Origin of the sequence: Janthinobacterium lividum, assembly GCF_011601275.1 — a bacterium.
In the GTDB taxonomy this organism is placed as follows: Bacteria; Pseudomonadota; Gammaproteobacteria; order Burkholderiales; family Burkholderiaceae_D; genus Janthinobacterium; species Janthinobacterium lividum_E.
In genome coordinates this window covers 154,139-171,840 of sequence record NZ_JAAOLY010000007.1, presented here as the reverse complement: position 1 = coordinate 171,840, position 17,702 = coordinate 154,139, and the positions used below count along the sequence as shown (strand labels likewise).

Annotated in this window: 17 protein-coding genes; 14 read left to right on the top strand and 3 right to left on the bottom strand. The window is 63.1% G+C overall.

The window, feature by feature from the left end; translation table 11 throughout:
- Window positions 1-14: 14 nt before the first annotated feature.
- A complete protein-coding gene (locus GYK42_RS13065) occupies window positions 15-425 on the bottom strand; it encodes a hypothetical protein (protein ID WP_166447853.1) in 411 nt (136 codons plus the stop codon).
- Window positions 426-587: 162 nt separating this feature from the next.
- Between GYK42_RS13065 and ubiU the strand changes: the two genes are divergently transcribed.
- From ubiU to ubiT, 3 genes are read left to right on the top strand one after another with little or no spacing between them, the layout of a single operon-like run.
- Window positions 588-1,625 (top strand): ubiquinone anaerobic biosynthesis protein UbiU, encoded by a 1,038-nt coding sequence (gene ubiU / locus GYK42_RS13060; protein WP_431190171.1) that lies wholly within the window; start codon window positions 588-590, stop codon window positions 1,623-1,625.
- Window positions 1,626-1,634: 9 nt separating this feature from the next.
- Window positions 1,635-2,531, top strand: a complete 897-nt coding sequence (gene ubiV, locus GYK42_RS13055; RefSeq protein ID WP_166447852.1) for a ubiquinone anaerobic biosynthesis protein UbiV — start codon at window positions 1,635-1,637, stop codon at window positions 2,529-2,531.
- Between the two features lie 19 nt (window positions 2,532-2,550).
- Window positions 2,551-3,078 (top strand): ubiquinone anaerobic biosynthesis accessory factor UbiT, encoded by a 528-nt coding sequence (gene ubiT, locus GYK42_RS13050; protein ID WP_240943580.1) that lies wholly within the window; start codon window positions 2,551-2,553, stop codon window positions 3,076-3,078.
- 38 nt (window positions 3,079-3,116) lie between these two features.
- Here the strand turns inward: ubiT and GYK42_RS13045 are convergent, their stop codons facing one another.
- The gene (locus tag GYK42_RS13045) at window positions 3,117-3,380 is read right to left on the bottom strand and encodes a heavy-metal-associated domain-containing protein (protein WP_046683619.1); all 264 of its coding nucleotides are present in this window, start codon (window positions 3,378-3,380) and stop codon (window positions 3,117-3,119) included.
- A 248-nt stretch (window positions 3,381-3,628) separates the two neighbouring features.
- Between GYK42_RS13045 and GYK42_RS13040 the strand changes: the two genes are divergently transcribed.
- The 9 genes from GYK42_RS13040 (at window position 3,629) to GYK42_RS13000 (ending at window position 15,261) form a co-directional block, all read left to right on the top strand.
- A complete protein-coding gene (locus GYK42_RS13040) occupies window positions 3,629-4,498 on the top strand; it encodes a substrate-binding periplasmic protein (protein ID WP_166447851.1) in 870 nt (289 codons plus the stop codon).
- A 261-nt stretch (window positions 4,499-4,759) separates the two neighbouring features.
- A complete protein-coding gene (aspT, locus tag GYK42_RS13035; RefSeq protein ID WP_166447850.1) occupies window positions 4,760-6,442 on the top strand; it encodes an aspartate-alanine antiporter in 1,683 nt (560 codons plus the stop codon).
- A 56-nt stretch (window positions 6,443-6,498) separates the two neighbouring features.
- Window positions 6,499-8,187 carry an aspartate-alanine antiporter gene (aspT, locus tag GYK42_RS13030; RefSeq protein ID WP_166447849.1) on the top strand — a complete coding sequence of 563 codons (1,689 nt, stop codon included), beginning with the start codon at window positions 6,499-6,501 and terminating at the stop codon, window positions 8,185-8,187.
- A gap of 45 nt (window positions 8,188-8,232) precedes the next feature.
- Window positions 8,233-9,843 carry a bifunctional aspartate transaminase/aspartate 4-decarboxylase gene (locus GYK42_RS13025; RefSeq protein ID WP_166447848.1) on the top strand — a complete coding sequence of 537 codons (1,611 nt, stop codon included), beginning with the start codon at window positions 8,233-8,235 and terminating at the stop codon, window positions 9,841-9,843.
- A 177-nt stretch (window positions 9,844-10,020) separates the two neighbouring features.
- A complete protein-coding gene (locus GYK42_RS13020; RefSeq protein WP_240943579.1) occupies window positions 10,021-11,430 on the top strand; it encodes a TolC family protein in 1,410 nt (469 codons plus the stop codon).
- A 2-nt stretch (window positions 11,431-11,432) separates the two neighbouring features.
- The gene (locus GYK42_RS13015; RefSeq protein ID WP_166447847.1) at window positions 11,433-12,407 is read left to right on the top strand and encodes an HlyD family secretion protein; all 975 of its coding nucleotides are present in this window, start codon (window positions 11,433-11,435) and stop codon (window positions 12,405-12,407) included.
- A 6-nt stretch (window positions 12,408-12,413) separates the two neighbouring features.
- Window positions 12,414-13,595, top strand: coding sequence for an ABC transporter permease (locus GYK42_RS13010; RefSeq protein ID WP_166447846.1), 1,182 nt, complete (start codon window positions 12,414-12,416; stop codon window positions 13,593-13,595).
- Complete coding sequence (locus GYK42_RS13005; protein ID WP_166447845.1) at window positions 13,592-14,740, top strand: ABC transporter permease; 1,149 nt, start codon at window positions 13,592-13,594, stop codon at window positions 14,738-14,740. The genes GYK42_RS13010 and GYK42_RS13005 overlap by 4 nt, the downstream gene beginning before the upstream one ends.
- Window positions 14,741-14,742: 2 nt before the next feature.
- Window positions 14,743-15,261, top strand: coding sequence for a hypothetical protein (locus GYK42_RS13000; RefSeq protein ID WP_166447844.1), 519 nt, complete (start codon window positions 14,743-14,745; stop codon window positions 15,259-15,261).
- Between the two features lie 12 nt (window positions 15,262-15,273).
- On the opposite strand, the gene GYK42_RS12995 is transcribed toward GYK42_RS13000, so the two are convergent.
- Window positions 15,274-16,137: a LysR family transcriptional regulator gene (locus GYK42_RS12995; protein ID WP_166447843.1), complete on the bottom strand. Its 864-nt coding sequence runs from the start codon at window positions 16,135-16,137 to the stop codon at window positions 15,274-15,276.
- Between the two features lie 99 nt (window positions 16,138-16,236).
- Here GYK42_RS12995 and GYK42_RS12990 point away from each other — a divergent pair, with 99 nt between their 5' ends.
- Entirely contained in the window at window positions 16,237-17,094 is an 858-nt protein-coding gene (locus GYK42_RS12990; RefSeq protein WP_166447842.1) for an alpha/beta fold hydrolase, read from the top strand.
- Window positions 17,091-17,696 (top strand): glutathione S-transferase, encoded by a 606-nt coding sequence (locus GYK42_RS12985; RefSeq protein WP_166447841.1) that lies wholly within the window; start codon window positions 17,091-17,093, stop codon window positions 17,694-17,696. The genes GYK42_RS12990 and GYK42_RS12985 overlap by 4 nt, the downstream gene beginning before the upstream one ends.
- Window positions 17,697-17,702 lie beyond the last annotated feature (6 nt).

Here is a 17,702-nt window from a genome sequence, read left to right as displayed (position 1 = left end):
AAAAGCGTCCCCGTTTACTTTTTCACGCGGCCCTGGCGCAGGAGGAAGCCGCTCAGGCCAAGGTAAGCGGCGCCGCAGACGGCGATGCTGATCACGGAGGAGGGCAGCACGTGCGCCCAGATTTCCCGCGCCGAGAAGGTGCTCCAGCTGGCCACGCGCGCGTCGAACGTCACGTAGTTCGCCAGCAGCCAGTAGGCGGCCAGCAGGCCTGTGCAGATGGCGGCCTGGCGCAGCACGGGCATGGCGCGGCGGGCGAAGACGGCTTGCAGGAACAGCAGCAGCACGCCGGCCCAGACGCCCAGCGCCTCGGGCGACAGCACGGAGAGCGCCTCGGCGTCGTAGCCTTGCGCGGGGGCGGCCCACTGCACTTGCAGCACGGTGAGGAACAGGGTGAGCAAAAAGATCAGCAGCGGTTTGCGGGGCATGGCGGGCAATCGAAGAGGGAGAAAAGTGGGGCATTTTACAGCCAGGTCAAGCAAGTTGAACGCGCGCCAGCCATGCATGCATTCCTTCACCTGCGTCAAGGACTGGGCGGTATGGGCGGGGCTATAGTCTGCACCCTGAGCCGATACAGGACTGTGAACATCATGATGCTTGAATCAACCACCGCCACCCGCGTGGCCGGACCGCTGGAACTGGTCTGCCCCGCCGGCAGCCTGCCTGCCTTGAAAGCAGCCATCGACAACGGCGCCGACACCGTCTACCTGGGCTTTCGCGACGCCACCAATGCGCGCAATTTCGCCGGCCTCAATTTCGACGAGAAGGCCATCGCCGAGGGCGTGCGCTACGCCCACCAATACGGACGCAAGGTACTGCTGGCGCTGAATACCTATCCGCAGCCGCACAACTGGGCCGTGTGGCGCAGCGCCATCGACCGCGCCGCGCAGGCCGGCATCGACGCCATGATCGTGGCCGACCCGGGCCTGATGGCCTACGCGGCCCAGCATCACCCGCAGCTGCGTTTGCACCTGTCCGTGCAGGGCTCGGCCACCAACTACGAAGCCATCAATTTTTACCATGAACACTTCGGCATCGCCCGCGCCGTGCTGCCGCGCGTGCTGTCGATGGCGCAGGTCGAGCAACTGATCGCCAAGACGGAAGTCGAGATCGAGGTCTTCGGCTTCGGCAGCCTGTGCGTGATGGTCGAAGGGCGCTGCGCACTGTCGTCGTATGCGACGGGCGAGGCGCCGAATACCCACGGCGTGTGCTCGCCGGCGAAATCCGTGCGCTGGCTGGAAACGCCGAACGGTCTCGAATCGCGCCTGAACGGCGTGCTGATCGACCGTTACGCGCCAGGCGAAAACGCCAGCTATCCCACCCTGTGCAAGGGACGTTTCGAAGTCAACGACGAAGAGTATTACGCCATCGAGGAGCCGGCCAGCCTGAACACGCTGGCGCTGCTGCCGCAGCTGATCGCCATGGGCGTGCGCGCCGTGAAGATCGAAGGACGCCAGCGCAGCCCCGCCTACGTGGCGCAGGTGACGCGCGTGTGGCGCGAAGCGATCGACGCCTGCCGCGAAGGCAATGCGCGCTACGCCGTCAAGCCGGCCTGGATGGCGTCCATGGACAAGCTGGCCGAAGGGCAGCAGCACACTTTGGGTGCCTATCACCGCTCCTGGAAATAAAGGATGAATATGTTGAAACTCTCTTTGGGTCCTCTGTTGTACTACTGGCCGCGCGCCACCGTCTTCGAGTTTTACCAGCAGATCGCCACCACCGCCGTCGATATCGTCTACCTGGGCGAAACCGTCTGCTCGCGCCGGCATGAAGTACGCCTGGCCGACTGGCTCGATATCGCCGACATGCTGGCCGCCGCCGGCAAGGAAGTGGTGCTGTCGACGCAGGCGCTGATCGAGGCGGGCGCCGAACTGGCGACCCTGCGCCGCATCACGGGCAATGGCCGCTACGGCGTCGAGGCCAACGACATGGGCGCCGTGCACTGCATGGAAAAGGGCACGCCCTTCGTCGCAGGTCCCCATCTGAACCTGTTCAATGGCCCCAGTTTGCAACTGCTGGCGCGCCTGGGCGCGCGGCGCTGGGTGATGCCGCTGGAAATGGGGCAGACGGCGCTGGCCGAGATGCAGCGCCAGAAACCGGATGGGCTGGAGACGGAAGTCTTCGCCTACGGCCGCATGCCGCTGGCGTTTTCCGCGCGCTGCTTCACGGCGCGCAACCGCAACCTGCCGAAGGACGATTGCGGCTACAGCTGCCTGGAAGAACCGGACGGCCTGCTGCTGCGCACGCGCGACGAAGTGCCGTTCCTTGTGCTCAACGGCACGCAGACGCAGTCGGCCCTCGTCTACAACCTGGTGCGCGAACTCGACGCCATGCGCGATATGGGCGTATCCGTGGCGCGCATCAGCCCGCAAGCCATGCATACGGAACAAGTCATCGCCATCTTCGACCGCGCCCGCCGCGGCCAGGTCAGCGGCATCGGCGCCCAGGCCCAGCTGGCCGCTTGCCAGCCGGCCGGCGCCTGCGACGGCTACTGGCACGGCCAGCCCGGCATGGAACAGCACGCCGCCCATTGAACGCATCGAAAGGAAGCACATGCAAGATCAACTGGAAAGATTGCCCGTCCCGGCCAAGCCTCCCATGAGCAAGCCGGGCGTATCGTACCGGCTGCCCGAACCGCTGGCCGAATTGCTGTCCAAGCTGCCGCCGTATCCTGCCTCGTGGCTGTTCGTGCAAGGCTTGAACCGCCTGCTGGCGCCGCAATTGCCCGACGACGTGCGGTGTAGCCTGGAAGGGCGCAGTCTTCGCTTGCGCCTGCTGGACGCGGGCATCGCCTTCGATTTCGAGTGGCAGGGAACGGTGTTCGTGGCCGAGCGCTATGTCGACGTGCCGGACCTGTGCATCGCCGCCAGCGTGCATGACTTGATGCTGCTGGCGCGGCGCCAGGAAGACCCGGACACCCTGTTCTTCAGCCGCCGTTTGAGCCTGGAAGGCGATACGGAACTGGGCTTGCTGTTCAAGAATACGCTCGACGCCATCGAGTTGCCGCCGTTCGACCTGCAGGCGCTGGGACCGCGCCGCGTGCTGGCGCATCTGCGCGACCGGGGCGCACGGGGAGGGTGAGCGGAGGAGAGTAGCGGAGCAGGGCGGGAGGCTGGCGTTCAATGGCGGCAGTGGCCGCAGGCGCCGCTGCACGAGGCCAGCTGTTCTTCATCCGTCGCTTCGCCCATGAAACCGGCGTCGTTGACGGCGGCCAGCAGGCGTTCCTGCGTGGCCAGCTTTTCGTCGAATTGCACCGTGGCGCCGTGGCGCGCCAGCGAGACGCAGACGGTGGCCACGCCCGTGACGGCTTCGAGCGCGCCCGTCAGCCTGTCGGCACAGCCTTCATGATCCATTCCGATAATATTCAAGCGTGCTGTCTGCATGGGTTCCTCTTGTTTTTCAGATAAAAAAACAGCGTAGGCGAGGGGCGCGCATGCCGTCCAGAGCAGCACGCAGGATTTATTTTCTATTTGCGGTTTTATTGATCTGGATTAATTCCGCCCCTGCTGTCCAGTCTGGAAGTGCTGTTGTTTTGTACACAGTTTCCATATTCGAGTCGACAAGCGTGCTCTGCTGCGTGATACTGTCATTCTGATAAGAACGCTGATGAAAGCGCTGGAAAGGAGGGCCCATGCAGCGCCGCCCCCTGCTCAAGCTTGCCGCCCTGTGGCCGTTGGGCGCTGCCGCCGCCGGCAAGTCGTCGCCGCTGCCGCTCGTGTATCCGCGCCACCAGGCGATTGATGATCCGCAGCAAGGCTATGTGACGGCCTTGCTGCAACAGGCGCTGGCCCGTTCGGGCCAGGTCTATGCCTTGCGCCGCTCCGCGCTGCGCATGGTGCAGACGCGCGCCATGCAGGAAATCGCCACGGCGTCAGGCAGCGTCGACGTCGTCTGGACCATGACGAGCCGCGCGCGCGAAACGCAATTGCTGCCGGTGCGCATCCCCATCGACCGCGGCCTGATCGGCTGGCGAGTGGCCCTGATCCACGCGCGCCAGCCGCAACTGCTGCGCGACGTGCGCAGCATCGCCGCGCTGGCGCGGCTGTCGGCGGGCCAGATGCGCGACTGGCCCGACTCCGTCATCTTGCAGGCGAATGGCTTGCGCCTCGATACTTCGAGCACCTACGAAGGCCTGTTCCAGCAACTGGCGGCGGGGCGCATCGACTACTTTCCCCGCTCCGTGATCGAGGCGCAAAGCGAGCTGGCCAGCCATGCGCAATTGCCGCTGGCGCTCGACACCCACTTGGTCATCCGCTATCCGGCCGCACTGTACTTTTTTGTTGGCAAGCACCGGCCGGAACTGGCGCGCCATATTGAAATCGGACTGGAAACCATGCTGGCCGATGGCAGTTTCGCGCAGCTGTTCCAGCGCCATTTTGGCCGCCTCGCGCAGGGCCTGAAGCTGCCCCATCGTTACGTGCTGGAGCTGGCCAATCCCGACTTGCCGGAAGAGACGCCTTTGGCGCGCAAGGCACTTTGGTACCGTCAAAAACATTACTAATAGTTTTATTGATCGGTGTCAAACAGCTGCTTCAATCGTGCGCACGATGTTTGATGAAACGCAAGGCGAGTTCAACAGAACACCTGTTGACACTTGTAAAATTTTCACCGAACATAATTCCACGTTGCAACATTTTGCAAGCATAAGCTGCCATGGCAATTGTCGTGCAGGACCCGTGCGCCCGTTCAAAAGCCAGCTGCCGTCAGCCGCCGAACGCTCTGTTCCCTTGTAACCATCCGTTATCTTTTCGAAGGTTTGCCCATGCTCGAGTCGATCACGTCGGTATTGCATCAGGTGCCGGAACTGGCCCTGTTCCTGGCGCTGGCCCTGGGCTATGCGGTAGGGCAAATACGCTTCGGTCCCATCCAGCTGGGCGGCGTGTGCGGCACCCTGATCGCCGCGCTGCTGATCGGCCAGCTGGGCGTCACCCTGGACGCCAGCGTCAAGAACGTCTTTTTCATGCTGTTCATCTTCGCCCTCGGCTATGCGGGCGGTCCCCAGTTCTTTGCCAACCTCAACGCCAAGGGCTTGCGCCTGGGATTGCTGTGCCTGATCGAAGTGGTGGCGGTGCTGGCGCTGGTGCTGCTGGCCACGCGTTTCCTGGGCTTGGACCAGGGCACGGCGGCCGGCATGATGGCCGGCGCGGCGACGGAATCGGCCGTCGTCGGCACGGCCACGGACGCCATTTCGAAGCTGGCGCTGCCGGCTGCCCGCATCGCCGAGCTGCAAGCCAACGTCGTCACCGCGTATTCCATCACGTATATCTTCGGCCTGATCGCTATCGTCATCGCCACCAGCCAGATTTTTCCGCTCCTGCTGCGCGTCAACCTGCGCGAGGAAGCCGATAAATTGTGGGAAAAGATGGGCGGCGCCCAGACCGATGGCGACGGTGCGCAGGCGACGCCGGACATGGTGGGGCGCGCCTACCGCATCAGCCGCGGCGCGGGGCGCCGTCTCGACGCCTTGCAGCATATTTTCGCGGGCCGCGCCAGCATCACGCGCGTGCGCCGGCACGGCAAGGTATTGACTCTGGAACCCGCACTGCGCCTGCGCAACAACGACGAAGTGCTGGTGATCGGCCACCGTCCCGCGCTGGTGGCGGCCGAAGCCATCCTGGGCGAGGAATTTGCCGACACGACGGGCTTGAACATGGCGGTCTCCGCCGTCGAGGTGGTGCTGCAGCAAGCTTCGCTGGTCGGCCAGCCCCTGCGCCAGTTGGCCTTGCCGTCCGGCGTGCACGTGGCGGCCGTCGTCCGTGGCGAGCACAGCATGCCGCCGCTGCCTGACCTTTCCTTGCAGCGCGACGACGTGCTGCGCCTGTACGGCACGACGGAAGGGCGCCAATTGAACACGGCGCTGGCCGCCATCGGCAAGCGCGTGCCCACGGGCGAGCGCAGCAATATCGTCTACGCCAGCATCGGCATCGTGCTCGGCGTGTACATCGGCGGCTTTTCAGCCAAGCTGAGCGGCATTCCGTTTTCGCTGGGCACGGGCGGCGGCGCCTTGCTGACAGGCCTCGTGTTCGGCTGGTACCAGGCGAGAAAACCGGGCATGCCCGGCATCCACCCCAGCGCGCTCGACATGATGAAAGATATCGGCCTGGCCACCTTCATTGCTTGCGTGGGCCTGGCGTCGGGACCGCAGGCGATCGACCTGATCCGCCAGTACGGCCTGTCGTTGCCGCTGATGGGCGTGTTGATCGCCGTCGTCCCCGCCTCGCTGTCCCTGCTGGTAGGCCACTTTTTCCTCAAGCTGGAAGCACCCGTGCTCCTGGGCGCCATTGCCGGCCAGCAGTGCAGCACGCCGGCCCTGTCCGCCGTGCAGAACGCGGCCGGCAATTCCACGCCCTTGCTCGGCTACACGATTACGTATGCCATCTCGAACGTGGTGCTGCCCCTCTTGGGGCCGCTGATCGTGGCCCTGGCCGGCTCCGTCCACGCCTGAGCAGCCTGCAAGAGCACAAGCAGTAAAGAATTCCTTCAACATGAAAGGCGGTCCGCATGGAATGGTTGCATGAGTTATTCAAGAAGTCGCCTGAAATTGCCTTGTTTCTCTCCCTGGCAGCGGGTTATTACATCGGCAAGATCAAGTTCGGCTCGTTTCAGCTGGGCGGGGTCGCCGGTTCACTGCTGGTGGCGGTACTCGTCAGCCAGGTGGGCGTCGCCATCGATCCTGGTGTCAAGTCGGTGCTGTTCGCGCTGTTCATTTACGCGGTTGGCTACGAAAGCGGGCCGCAATTTTTCAATTCGCTGGGGCGCCAGTCCGTGCGCGAAATCATCCTGGCTGTCGTGCTGGCCGTGACGGCGCTGCTGACGGTGGTCATCATGGCCAAGGTGTTCGGCCTGGACAAGGGCCTGGCGGCCGGCGTGGCGGCGGGCGGTTTGACGCAGTCGGCCATCATCGGCACGGCCGGCGACGCGATCACCAAGCTGGGCCTGGCGGCCGACGAAGTGGCGCGCCTGCAGGGCAACGTGGCCGTCGGCTATGCCGTGACGTATGTGTTCGGCTCGTTCGGCGCCATCATCGTCTGCGTCAACATCTTGCCAAAGCTCATGGGGCGCACCATCCGCGAAGACGCGATCAAGGCGGAAACGGCGCTGCAGGCGGGCGTGCAAGTGCTGGGACCTGGCCAGACGCCGGCCGCGCCTGACTTGATCGGCCGCATCTACGACGTGGGCCCCGGTGCCGGGCGTTCCGTGGAAGAGATCGAAAGCGCCAATCCGAACACGGCCATCACCATCGAGCGCGTGAAACGCAATGGCCAGATTATCGACGTCAGCCCGGATCTGGTGCTGGCGGCCGACGATATCGTGCTGCTGGTGGGCCGGCGCGAAGCCATGCTCAGCGTGTCTTCCCAGCTGGGCAAGGAATTGCTTGCCGTCGAAGGCATGGAACTGGTGATGCAGCGCCGCGACATGGTGCTGACCAACAAGGCTTACCACAACAAGACGGTGGGCGAAATCCGCAGCGCGACGGCGCCGGGCGTGCGTCACGGCATCTTTGTCGTGCAGCTGAGCCGCATGGGCAAGATCCTGCCCATGCAGGCGGAAACCGTCGTGCAGACGGGCGACGTGGTGACCATCTACGGCGCCGAGCAGGACGTCAAGCGCGTGGCGGCCGAAGTGGGCTATATGATCGTGCCGAGCGCCAAGACGGACTTCGTCTACATGGGCGCCGGCCTCGTCGTCGGTTTGCTCGTGGGCTTGCTGGTGGCGCGCATCGGCTCGATTCCGCTGACCCTGGGCAGCGGCGGCGGCGTTCTGCTGTCGGGCCTGGTATTCGGCTGGTTCCGCGCCAAGCGCCAGACGTTCGGCTACATGCCCAGCGGCGCCGTGCAAATCCTGAAAGACCTGGGCCTGGCCGGCTTCGTTGCCGTCGTCGGCCTCACGTCCGGCCTGCAAGCCGTGCAAACCGTGCGCGAACACGGCCTGACGCTGTTTGGCGTAGGCGTGGTGGTGACCATCCTGCCGATGATTTTGACCATGCTGATCGGCCGCTACATCTTGCGTTATGACAACGTGGCCGTGTTCGCGGGCGCCTTGTCCGGCTCGCGCAGCGCCAATCCCGCGTTCGGCGAAGTGCTGAACGCGGCGCAAAACTCGATTCCCACCGTACCGTTTGCCATCACGTATGCCTTGGCCAACGTTTTCCTGACCTTGCTGGGGCCGCTGATCGTGGCCTTCGTCTGAGTCTGCAAGAACCCTGCACATTGTCTGTCTAAAGGAGTAGCAAAAATGGATTTCAGTAACCCAAGCAAACTCGCCCTGTTGAGCCCCTTCGAATTGAAGGATGCGCTGATCCAGACGGCCAAGCAAAGCAACCGTTTGATGCTCAATGCGGGCCGCGGCAACCCGAATTTCCTTGCCACCACGCCGCGCCACGGCTTCTTCCAGTTCGGCCAGTTCGCCATGACGGAAGCGGAACGTTCCTATGTGTACATGGACGACGTGGGCGGTTTCCCCACGCGCGACGGCATCGAGGCGCGTTTTGAAATCTTCGTGCGCCAGCATGCTGATACACCGGGCGTGCATTTCATCGAGGCGGCCGTGTCGTATGTGCGCGACCAGCTGGGCTTGAGCGCAGGCGACTTCCTCTACGAGATGTGCGAAGCCATCCTCGGCTGTAACTATCCCGTGCCGGACCGCATGCTGCGCCTGTCCGAGAAAATCGTCGGCCAGTATATCCACCGTGAAATGGTGGGCGACCATCCCTTCGTCGGCAACTTCGACATGTACGCCGTCGAAGGCGGCACGGCCGCCATGACGTATCTGTTCGCCAGCCTGAAATCGAACCACATCATCCAGGAGGGTGACACGATCGCCCTGGGCATGCCGATCTTCACGCCGTACATCGAAATTCCACAGCTGAACGACTACAAGCTGAACACCGTGCACATCGATGCACCGCAATCGAACAACTGGCAATTCACCAAGAAGGAACTGGACAAGCTGCTGGACCCGAAAGTCAAGGCCTTCTTCCTCGTCAACCCCAGCAATCCACCGTCCGTCAAGATCGATGACGAGACCCTGGAATACATCGCCAAGATCATCAAGAAGCGCCCGGACCTGATCATTCTGACCGATGACGTGTACGGCACCTTTGCCGACAATTTCGTCTCGCTGTTCGCCATTTGCCCGTTCAACACCATCCTCGTGTATTCGTTCTCGAAATACTTCGGCGCGACGGGCTGGCGCATGGGCGTGGTGGCCACGCATGAAGACAATGTGCTCGACGCCAAGATTGCCAAGTTGCCGGAAACCATCAAGAAGCAGCTCGATGCCCGCTATCACTCGATCACGACGGAGCCGCGCGAGCTGAAATTCATCGACCGCCTGGTGGCGGACAGCCGCACGGTGGCGCTGAACCACACGGCCGGCCTGTCCACGCCCGTGCAGGCGCAGATGACCTTGTTCTCCCTGTTCTCGCTGATGGATGAAGAGCAAAAGTACAAGCAGTCGATGAAGCGCATCGTCCTGCGCCGCAAGGAAGCGCTGTACCGCGAACTGGGCTTGCCGATGGTGCACGACGCCAATTCCGTGCGCTATTACCATCTGCTGGACATGGAGTCCCTGGCCGCGCAAATGCATGGCGTGGAGTTTTCGCAGTGGCTGCTGAAAAAGCTGAAACCGAACGAAGCGCTGTTCCGCCTGGCCGAGGAAACGGGCGTCATCCTGTTGCCGGGCCGCGGCTTCGGCACCACGCACCCGTCCGGCCGCGTGTCGCTGGCCAACCTGAACGAATACGACTACGCCAACATCGGCCGCGCCATCCGCGACATGGCGTCCGAGTTCTTTGCCGTGTTTGAAAAGGAAAAAGAGAAGGGCAGCAAGAAAGCGAAGAAATAATTAGTTTGGTAAAGGCTTGACCGCAACGGGCGTCCCGCAAGAGGCGCCCGTTTTCATGTGCCAATCACGGTAACCAATAGTGCAGGCTGGAATGGACATCCATAGATATAATTGCTATTGTGAAAGTATAAACATGGCAACCCCGTGCTTTCCCCTCATTCATTGACTGGACGCTACATGGGCAGATTGCAAGGACACTTATCATTATTGCTGGCCAGCGCGCTGGGCGCGGCCATGCCCGCCGCTGCGGAACCGCTGACCTTTAACGAAGCGCTGCAACAAGCGGCCAAGGCTTCGGGCGCCGTGCAGGGCGCCGCGCTCGACGTGCGCGCAAAAACACTGAAGGCGGAAGCCTTGTCGAATATCGACGGCCCTTCCGTGGACTTGACGGCGTTTCGCGGCCGTTTGTCGACGGACTTGAATATCGATACGAGCGGCCTGTCTGGCATCGTGGGCGGCATCGAATCCGTGCTGCCGCCGATACCCGGCCTGCCTACGCCGCATATTCCCAATTCCCTGAACCGCGAAGTGGTGACGGATTTGACGTCGTTCGGCTTGCTGGGCATGTGGCCCATCTACACGGGCGGGCGCCTGGACGCCGTCAAGGGCCTCGCATCGAGCCTGGCCCTGGCCGCGCAAGCGGAGCGCACGGAAGCGGAAGAGCAGCTGGCCACCCTGGTGACGCAGCGCTATTTCCAGTTGCTGCTGGCGAAAAGAGTGGTGGCCGTGCGGGCCGAAGTGACGGCCGGCGTGACGCAGCACCAGCGCGACGCGGCCAGGCTGGAAAAGGGCGGCCTGATTTCGCGGGCGGAACGCCTGCGCGCCGACGTGGCCCTGGACAGCGCCCGCAGCGATGAAGCGCAGGCCCGCAGCGACGAGGAAATCGCCCAGGTGGCGCTCGACCGTTTGCTTGCCGTCAACACGCAAGTGCTGCCCAGCACGCCGCTGTTCGTCAACAGCTTGCCGGTCGGCACCTTGCAATCGTTCATCAGCACGGGCATGCGGGAAAACGCGAACTGGAAAAAGATCGACAGCAAGCGCGTGCAGGCCGAGCAAGCCTTGAAGCTGCATGGCAAGGAATACGCGCCCACCGTGTTTGCCATCGGTAACTACAATTTGAACCGAGGCAATGAAAAGCTCGTGCGCTCGAACTGGGCCATCGGCCTGGTCGTGTCCGTGCCGCTCGTGCACCGCATCAATACGGGCAAGATGATCGCCGCCGCCAAGCTGGACCAGGAGCGGGTGGAAGTGGTGGCGCGCCAGGCCGAACGCGACATTCCCACCTTGATCGAAAAGAACTGGCGCGCGCTGGAAAACGCCCGCATCCAGTATTTGTCAACGGCCTCGTCGGTGGAACTGGCGCGCGAAAATATCCGCTTGCAAACGGTGGCTTTCCAACAAGGGCAAGTGACGTCGCTGGAAGTGGTCGACGCGCGCCTGAACCTGGCCAAGGTCGAGACCCAGCGCGCGCAGACTGCCTATAACTATGTGATGGGGCTGGCGCAATTGCTGGAAGCGACGGGCGAAACGCAGCGCCTGGGCAGCCTGGCCGCCGCGGCCGATATCCAATTACCTGTGGACAAATAATAATGAGTACCTCCAAAAAACCATTGGCCATCGGCGCCGCCGTCATCGTGCTTGCCTTCGTCGGTTGGGGCTTGTACCAGGCCTTCCAGCCGCAGCGCCTGTCATTGCAGGGGCAGATGGATGCGCAGGAAGTCAATGTCTCGTCCAAAGTGCCGGGTCGGGTAGGCGAGCTGTACGTCAAGCTGGGCCAGACGGTGCCGAAAGGTGAGCTGCTGTTCCAGCTGACGAGTCCGGAAGTGGATGCGAAGATCGCCCAAGCCACGGCGGCCACGCAGGCGGCCGATGCCGTGGCGCAAAAGGCGCAAGCGGGTGCGCGTCCGGAAGAAGTCGCGGCAGCGAAAGCCAACTGGGAGCGGGCCCAGACGGGAGCGGCCATCGCCAAAACCACGTATACCCGCGTCAACAATATGTACGAGCAAGGCGTGATCGCCCAGCAGAAACGCGACGAGGCGCAAGCCCAATGGCGCGCCGCCGATCAGCTGGCGCAGGCTGCCCGCGCGCAATATGACATGGCGCAAAAGGGCGCCCGTCCGGAAGACAAGACGGCCGCCGCCGCCCAGGCGCGCCAGGTGGGCGCCGTGCTGACGGAAGCGCAGATCGCTTTGGCCGAAACGAAGATCGCCGCGCCCGTGGCCGGGCAGGTCAGCAAGATCCAGATACAGCCGGGCGAACTGGCGCCGCAAGGTTTTCCCGTAATCACCTTGGTGAACCTCGATGACGCCTGGGCCGTGCTGCAAGTGCGCGAAGATGAAATGGCCGCGTTTGCCATGGGCAGCACGCATACGGCCAATGTGCCGGCGCTGAAACAGCAGGTCAGCTTCAAGGTCAGTTCCGTGGCCGTGTTGCCGGACTTCGCCACGTGGCGCGCGGCACGTCCGGGCGGCACGGATTTGCGCACGTTTGAAATCCGCTTGCGTCCCGCCATCAAGGTCGAGGGTTTGCGCCCGGGCATGTCGGTCGTGTTTCCACCGCTCTGATACTAGATGAACGAAGCGGATAAAGAGCCGGTTTCAGCGCTGGCACGCGAGTGGCGGCGCTTGCGCGGCGACTTCTGGGATTTTGGCATGCTCAGCTGGATTCCGGTCGTGCTGTGCGGCATGTTGTGGCTGGTGTTTTCCGCCGGCATCGCGCGCGACTTGCCCATCGTCGTCATCGATAACGATAATTCCACCTTGTCGCGCCAGCTGACGCGCTGGCTCGATGCCTCGCCAGGCATCAAGGTGGCGGCGAAAGTGGCGTCCAGCGACGAAGCCTTGCATCGCTTGCGCGAGCGCACGGCGTTCGGCTATCTGCTGATTCCGAACGATTTCGAGCAGAAACTGCTGGGCGGCCGGCAAGCCACCGTGCAATGGCTGTACAACGCGCAATTTTCCTCGCACGCGGGTGCCTTGCTGCGCGACGTGCGCACGGTCAGCACGACCTTGTCGGCCGGCATCGAGATGACGGCGCGCGTGAAAAAAGGCATGTCGGGCGTGCAGGCGGCGGCCCAGTTCGAACCGATCCGCACGACCTTGAACAGTTTATACAACGAGAACATCAGCTATGAAGCGTTCCTGACCCTGGCCCTGATGCCGGCCATGTTGCAGATTTTCATCGTCGTCGCCGTCGTCACGAGCATAGGACGCGAGTTGCGCGACGGCACGGTTCCGCAATGGCTGGCTACGGCCAAGGGCAGCTGGCTGCGCGCCATCGGCGCCAAGCTGCTGTTTCCCTTCATCGCCTACTGCGCGCTGGCGCTGCTGTACTTGCTGTTCTTCAGCCTGGCGCGGGGCTGGGCCGTGGCGGGCAGCTTGCCGGCCTTGGTACTGAGCATGCTGCTGCTGGTGCTGGCCTACTGCGGCCTGGCCACCTTGCTGATCGGCGCCACCTTGTCCCTGCGCTTGGCCCTGTCGGGCGCGGCCTTCATCACGGCGCCAGCGTTCGCGTTTGCGGGCCAGGCCTTTCCCTTGATGGCCATGCCGGCGCCGGCCCGCGCCTGGGCGGAAGCCTTGCCGCTCACGCATTATCTGCAGCTGCAAACGAAATACTGGCTGGCCGGCGCGCCGTGGCGTTATGGCGTGCAGGAAATGCTGATCCTGGCCGCCTTTGCCATCGGCTGCGGCGCCGTTGGCGTGTTCCTGCTGGCGCGCCGCGCGAATGCGCCTGCCGCCTGGGGGCGCACATGATGTGGCAATCCTTCCTCTCCACCTGGCGCGCCATGCTGACGGACAAGGGCGCGCTGACCTTGCTGTTCATCGGCGGCATCATCTATTCCTTCTTTTACCCCTTGCCGTACTCGACGGAAATCGTCCAGCGCGTGCCCGTGGCCGTCGTCGACCAGGACCGCAGCGCCATGTCGCGCCAGCTGACGCGCTTTGCCATGGCCCATCCGTCGCTGCAAGTCGTGGCCGTCACGCCGGACCTGCCTGTCGCGCAGGACTTGCTGTGGCGCGACGAGGTCATGGGCGTGCTGATCATTCCCGACGGCTTGCAGACGGACGTGCTGGCCGGCCGCGCGGCCCACGCGCAGGTGGCGGGCAATGGCTTGTATTTGATGCTCAACAAGGTAGCCTTGAATGGCCTGGCGGAAGTGGTGGGCACGGTGTCGGCCGGTATTGAGATCAAGCGTTTGGGCGCGGGCACGCCATCGACCGTCCAGGCCAACCAGCAGCGCTCGCCCATTGCCTTCGATGCCGTGCCCCTGTTTAACGTCAAGGAAGGCTATGGCGCCTATGTCGTGCCGGGCGTGGCCACCTTGATCGTGCAGCAGACCTTGCTGATCGGCATGACCATGCTGTTCGGCACCTGGTACCAGCGCAAGAGTTTCCCCGTGGCGGGAAAGCGCACGGCGGGCGGCTATGCGGGCATGCTGCTGGCGTTTGCCTGCGTGGCTTTCCTCAACTGCTGCTATTTCTTCGGCTTCGTCTTCTGGTTCCAGGATTACCCCCGTGGCGGCAACTTCGGCGGCATGCTCTTGCTGCTGGTGCTGTTTTCGCTGGCGGAAGCGGCATTCGGCATGTTGCTGGGCATGCTGTTCCGCACGCGCGAACGGGGCACGCAGCTGATGATCGCCACCTCGATGCCCGTGCTGTTCCTGGCGGGGCTGACCTGGCCCGTGTCGTCCATGCCCGTCGTGCTGCAATGGCTGCGTTGGCTGCTGCCATCGACGGCCGGCATCCAAGGCTTTGTCGCGCTCAACCAGATGGGCGCCTCGCTGTATGAAATCCGCCATGAAGTGGCGGGCTTGCTGGCCTTGCTGGTGGCCTGCGTGGCGCTGGGCTGGTGGCGCTGGCGCGCCGAGGCGCCGGCGCCCATCATCAAACAAGGATGAGCATGAAACCAGGGAAAGCACTGGAGCCCCAACTGGCTGTGGCGGAAGAAAGGTATGCCACGATTTTGGCATCGATTCAGGCTTATGCGCAGTTCTGTGACGCACATGGCGACGACGACAACGCCGAATACGACAGACTCGCGACTCAATTACAGACACTCATCGGAAAAGATATCTCCCGCTTCAATTTGCGCGAGTGGTGGGAGGAGGAGGGCGCGGAAGTGCTGGCGTTCAGGATCGCCTTGCCCGACCCCGTGAAACTTGACGGCGTCGGCAGGCCGGACATCGCACACATCGTTGCCAGGATAGGTCGCTTCGAGCTGCCCGAAAAAGACGCAGGCGAACCCGGCTTCCATCAGACATTCAGCGCTTTTCTTGATGATTACTACCATGCCTGGTTGATACTGCACTGCAAGACCTATCACTACAAGAACATATTCGGTGCGCACAATGACAAGGATGGGAAGCGCTTCTGGTTGACAGATGACGAGAAGGTTGACTTGCTCTGGCCGCACCGTTAGCGACGGTATCCTTCATGCTTTCTGCAATGCCGCCAGCAGCAGCTGGCAAAAAGCGTCACGCACCGGGTCGGGCAGGTTGTCATTCGCCCGCAGCAGGCTGGCAACGCGGGGCAGCGGTGCCAGCCGTTCCAGTGCCGCGTGCCGGTGCACGCCCTGGCCCAAGTTGCGTGCATTGACCACCGCTATGCCCAGGCCGGCGGCAATCGCGGTCAGCATGCCCGCCACCGATGGGCATTCCAGGCCCACGCTCCAGGCCATGCCGGCCTGGCCCAGCTTTTCCTCGGCCAGCCTTCGGTAAAAGCAGTGCGGCCCGTAGGTGATCAGCTTGACGGTTTCTTCCGGCAAAGCCTGCTCTGCCGTGGCAGCGCACCAATGCAGCGTTTCTGTCCATAGCAGCGTGTCGCCCGGCGCCGCCATGCCGGCAAAATCCTGATGCAAAATCACATCGAGCAGGCCGTTGGCAAAGCGTTCGCGCAATACCTGGCTTTGCTCCACCACCAGCTGTACGTCCACCTTGGGGTGATGATGCGAGAACTGCGACAGCACCGCGCACACGTCCGCCAATGCAATCTGCTCCGTCACGCCGATGCGCAGCCGGCCGTGCATCGCCGATGGCGAAAAATGGGCGACGGCGTCATCGTGGGCGTCGAGTATGTTGAACGCATGCCGCAGCAGCACGGCTCCCTGGTCGGTCGTGCCAAACAGCCCGCCGCTGCGCGCCAGCAACTGGCAATCGAGCTGCTGCTCCAGCCGCTTGATTTTCCAGCTGACGGCCGACTGGCTCAGATGGAGCAGGCTGGCGGCCTGGCTCATGCTGCCGGTTTGTACCACTGCCCTGAACACACGCAGGGCGTCGACGGATAGACGTAAATTCATGGGCTATGACAAAAGTTGGATTGAAGGTTAAAAGAATGTCGCTGGCGTCATGTCCAGTCTAGCCTTAGCCTGCAGGTTCTGCAAACAAAAGGACATCTGATGACGAGTCAAGAACCGCTGTTGAATGGCCACGCCCTGATCCACGGCCAGCGTATCGCCACCGGCATCCATGGCGCAGGCACGCCGCTGGTGCTGGTGCATGGCACGCCGGCGCACAGCATTATCTGGCGCGAACTGGTGCCGCTGTTCGTCGATGCCGGTTTCCACGTGCACCTGTATGACTTGCTGGGCTTTGGACGATCCGAGCGGCCCGTCGAGGCCGATACCTCGGTAGCGGCGCAGGTGACCTTGCTGGCGGCCTTGCTCGACCACTGGCAATTGCCGACCACCCATGTGTTCGGCCACGATATCGGCGGCGCCATTGCGCTGCGCCTGGCGTTCGACCACGCGGCGCGCCTGCGCAGCTTGAGCATCGCCGACGCGCCCAGCTACGATTCCTGGCCATCACCCACCTGGAAGCATCTGCGCGATGACTTCGCCCGGTATGCTTTGACGCCGGCCAGCGAACATCGCGCCACGATGGCGCGCCAGCTGGGCATGGCCGTTTTTCACAAGGACAGGATGCAGGGCGAGCTTCTGCGGTGTTACCTGGAGCCGCTGTGCGGCGTGGTGGGGCAGCCCTCGTTTTACCAGCATCAGGTGGCGCACTATAACGCCTGCCATACGATGGACTTTGCCGAAAAACTGCCGCAGTTGACCTTGCCGGTACAGGTACTATGGGGCCGGCAGGACGAGTGGCAGCCGGTGGCTTATGGCTATCGCCTGCAGCGCGATATTCCCGGCGCCACCTTGCACCTGTTTGACGAGGCCGGGCACTTCCTGATGGAAGATGCGCCAGCGGCCGTCGCGGCACAAGTGATCGCGTTTATTCATCAGATGGAGAGGAAGAGACCATGATATTGATCGGAATGCTCGATTCGCCTTACGTCAGGCGCGTTGCCATTGGCATGAAAGTGCTGGGCCTGGAACATGAACACCGGCCCTTGTCGGTGTTTTCCGATTTCGACCAGGTACAAGCCATCAATCCTGCCGTCAAAGTGCCGACCCTGGTCACCGGCGATGGCCAGGTGCTGATGGACTCGACCCTGATCCTGGCATATCTGGAAGAACTGGCCGTGCATGCTCCCCGCATCAGGCCTGAGTCGGAGCCTGAACGCCTGCGCGCGCTGTGCCGGACCAGCTATGCTTTGGCGGCCTGCGACAAAGCCGTGCAGATCGTCTATGAACGGCGCTTGCGCCCGCAGGAAAAACAGCATCAGCCCTGGCTGGACCGCGTCCAGCTGCAGTTGCATGGGGCGTGGCGGCAGCTGGAAGCGTCATTGCGCGAAGAGGCGCCGGACTGCCTGAGTATTGCCGGCATCACCATTGCGGTGGCCTGGAGTTTCGCTCGGCAGATGGTGCCCGACGTGATGGCGGCCGGCGACTATCCGGCCGTAGCCGCGCTGACGGCGCAGGCCGAGCGGCAGCCGGTGTTTCTGGCTACGCCGATGGCGGGCTAGTCCGCT